General features: G+C 69.4%; 3 protein-coding genes. All 3 read left to right on the forward strand.

The features are described from left to right. The first annotated feature begins 46 nt into the window (after window positions 1-46). The 3 genes from OG556_RS31105 to OG556_RS31115 all read left to right on the forward strand — a co-directional run bounded on the left by OG556_RS31105 (window position 47) and on the right by OG556_RS31115 (window position 3,201). Window positions 47-2,347: a hypothetical protein gene (locus tag OG556_RS31105; RefSeq protein ID WP_371521980.1), complete on the forward strand. Its 2,301-nt coding sequence runs from the start codon at window positions 47-49 to the stop codon at window positions 2,345-2,347. A 94-nt stretch (window positions 2,348-2,441) separates the two neighbouring features. Then, window positions 2,442-2,909, forward strand: coding sequence for a YbaB/EbfC family nucleoid-associated protein (locus tag OG556_RS31110; RefSeq protein ID WP_371521982.1), 468 nt, complete (start codon window positions 2,442-2,444; stop codon window positions 2,907-2,909). Then, complete coding sequence (locus OG556_RS31115; protein WP_371521984.1) at window positions 2,902-3,201, forward strand: hypothetical protein; 300 nt, start codon at window positions 2,902-2,904, stop codon at window positions 3,199-3,201. The genes OG556_RS31110 and OG556_RS31115 overlap by 8 nt, the downstream gene beginning before the upstream one ends. Window positions 3,202-3,313: the final 112 nt, after the last annotated feature.

Genomic DNA, 3,313 nt, shown 5'->3' on the forward strand with positions numbered 1-3,313 from the left:
GGCGGCCGCCCCGTCACGCCCCACCCGATTGGAGAGAGAGAAGCCCGTGGCCACCATCCGCTGGGAGGACGCGCTCAAGTTCTTCGCCTCCGAGGCGCAGCGCACCGCCAAGATCGCCACCAGGGAGCAGGTCACCACCACCACGGGGGACCAGCGCTGGTTCACGCCGGTGAAGAAGTTCGAGTGGGGGGCGGGCTTCTGCGACTACGGGTCGACCGAGGGAAAGTTCGCCGGTGGGGCGGTCCCCGACCTGTGGTGGGCGTGGAACTACACGTACCAGGGGGGGAACTACCATGCCGTGATCACCCTGAGCTTCAACGACAAGGACTTCGGCGACCACCCGGACAACGTGCTCCACAAGTTCAGGGATCAGCGGCAGGACATCCTCTCGCCCTTGTGGTTGGGCGACAAGCACAACGACACGATCAACTCCGACTCCCTGCGGGCCGCCGCGACGGCCATCGGGAAGGTCAGATCCTGGCTGGCCACCTGGGAACCGAGGGTGAAGGGCTGGGCGGCGAAGATCGACGCGCCGGACAGCAACTGGCAGGGGAGTGCCGCAGGCGAGTTCAAGACGCTCCTCGAGCGGTACGCGCTGGAGATGGCGACCATCCGCCTCCAACTCGACGGAGAGCCGTACGAGACCGACCTCAACGCGGCAGCCGCCGCCATCGACTTCGCGGCTGCGGGCATGGACCTGCTCGGCTCGAACTGGGCCCTCGACCCACTGTCCTGGCCCGCGCAAGCGAGCCTTCAGGCATTGACGGAGACGTTGCAGGACGTCAAGCCGGAGTTCACCACCATCCCCAGCGACGGGGCGGTCGCGACCGCCTTCGGAGATCCTCGGCACGATGTCTTCTACATCCAGTTGGAGCAGCGGGCCAAGACCATCTGGCTGGATAACGTCGTGAAGTACCTGGACAACCGGCACTTCGGCACCGTGGTCGACGTCGCGGCGGGCGGGGGCTCCGACCCGATGGACGCGCTGGAGGCGGCCTACACGCAGCTGAACGCGGACTTCGGCTTCGGCTACCGGTCGGCCAGTCTGACCCTGCCCCCCGTGCCGGTACCGGACCCCACGAAGGACGGGACCGACCCCGGCAAGGACGGGCCCGACTCCAAGAAGGACGGTGGCGACGGCAAGGTCGACCTGAGCGGCAGCGGCGGTGGTGGTGGCGGCGGGGACGGCAAGTTCGACCTCGGCGGCGGTGCCGGGGGTAGCGGCGGTGGCGGCGGTGGCGGCTCGAAGACCCATGTACCGCCGCCCCCGGTCGGCGGCGGTGGTGGCGGCGGGATCGGTGGCGGCAACGGGGGCGGCGGTTCGGGGACTCCCATCCTCGACAAGGACCACAAGCCCGTGCTGGACGCCGACAAGAAGCCGGTGCTGCTCCCTCCGGGCGGGTACATCGACGAGAAGGGCCAGGTGCACGATGCCAACGGCCAGGTGGTCCGGGGCAAGGACGGCAAGCCGGTCGTCGTGCCCGTGGGATCGGACGTCCCGCCGGGTACGGGCGGTGGCATCTACGGCCTGAACGCCAAGGTGCCCAAGGGCTCCAAGGTCCGGGATGACGGGACGGTGGTCGACGCCGACGGCAAGTCGGTGCTGGACCGCGACGGAAACCCGGTGGTGCTGCCCAAGGGCGGTTCGATCGCTGCGGACGGCACGCTGCTGGACGCCACCGGTCGCCCGATCTCGGACATCGCCCAGCGGTACACCGACCAACAGCACGCGATCAACGCGCTGGTCGCCGGCTCCGGTTCCGGCGGAGGAGGCGGTGGCGGTGGAGGAGGCGGCGGCAGCATCCGCCCGCCGTCCATCGGCTCCGGCTGGCAGTTGGACCTCGGTTCCTTCGGTGACTACGGGAGCGGCTCCAGCGGACTCTCGGGTGTCGGGTCGGGGTCCGGCTCCGGCTCCGGCGGGCTGGGCTCGTACGCCGGCCTGTTCGGCGGTGCGGGTGGCGGCGGGGTCGGCGGCGGCTCCGGCGGCAGCTCGTCGGGCAGCGGCCAAATGCCCCGGCTGGCAGGCTCCGGTGGCGGAATGAGCCCCAAGACCATCGAGAGCAGCGGTGGGGTCGCACCCGCGAGCAAGCTCGGTACGGTCGCCCCGGCGGGGGAGAAGGCCGCGATGAGTCAGAAGGCGGCCTCCGCGCTGGCCGAGGAGGAGGCCGCGATGCGGGGCCGGTCGGTCTCCACCAGCGGCGGTGGCGGGATGATGCCGCCGATGGCCGGCGGTATGGGCGGCGGCGCCCAGGGCGAGAAGGACCGCCAGCGGACCACCTGGCTGGCCGAGGACGAGGAGGTCTGGGGCACCGACACCGGAGCGGTGAACGGTGTGATCGGCCGCTGAGGCGGACCGCCGTCGTGAAAGTCCTGAAAGTCGTGAAAGTCGGGGGAGTCGGGAGAGTCCGGCAGAGCTCGGAGCAGTTCGGAGGAGTGGAAAGATGACGTTCTCGTTCGAGGAACAACTGGCCCAGGCCATGGAGTCGTTGGCTGAGCAGCAGGCGAAGATGGCCGAGGCGACGGAGCAGTTGCGGGCGATGACCGCCTCGGCGACCAGCAAGGACCGTACGGTCACCGCGAAGGTGGGCTCCCAGGGCGAGGTGCTCGCGCTGACCTTCCACTCCACCGCCTACAGGTCCATGGCCCCGGCCCAGTTGAGTGCCCTCCTGGTGGACGTGCTCAACGAGGCGAAGGCCCGGATGGGCGAGCAGGTCATCGCCTCCATGCGGGCGTTCGAGGGCGTCGGCGAGACCTTGCGGATGAACTTCACGGGCGAGCGCGAGGACGAGGACCTGTTCGCTGCGGGCGGGCTGGACCTGGAGTCGCTGCTGGCCCCGCTCACGGCGATGCGCCCGGGGGCCGATCCGGCGGCGAAGCAGGCCCACAAGCAGGAGGAGTTCAATGGCTAAGCGCCTGGTGTCGAGTACGGACCTCAAGACCCTGTTCAACGAGTTCCCCGATCTGGCAGCCCTGGTCGGCAAGATCAACGACGAGATCACCGACATCAACCAGAAGAACGTCAAGGCCGGCGGTGGCGACGAGATCGGCAAGCAGTACCACGAGAAGATCGACAACCCCATGGCGAACCTGACCACCCTGCTCACGCAGATCAGGGTCAAGCTGCTGGCGGCCGGTCTGCACGGCACGAGCACGGTCAAGCTCTTCGACGACATCGACGAGCACAACCGAAACCTGGTCTGACCCGAGGCCAGGGCCAGTCCGACACAACCGGCCGGACAGGCCCTGGTGCTCGACTCCTTCGCGTCCTCGCCCCACCTCTCCCCGACAGCTCCGCACCCGGAGGCCCTGCGCC

It is taken from the genome of Kitasatospora sp. NBC_01300 (genome assembly GCF_041435235.1).
In the GTDB taxonomy this organism is placed as follows: Bacteria; Actinomycetota; Actinomycetes; order Streptomycetales; family Streptomycetaceae; genus Kitasatospora.

What these genes read in the sequence shown, in the direction of transcription:
- OG556_RS31110 (WP_371521982.1), top strand. Translation starts at nt 2,442, where the DNA reads ATGACGTTCTCGTTCGAGGAACAACTGGCCCAGGCCATGGAGTCGTTG.
- OG556_RS31115 (WP_371521984.1), top strand. Translation starts at nt 2,902, where the DNA reads ATGGCTAAGCGCCTGGTGTCGAGTACGGACCTCAAGACCCTGTTCAAC.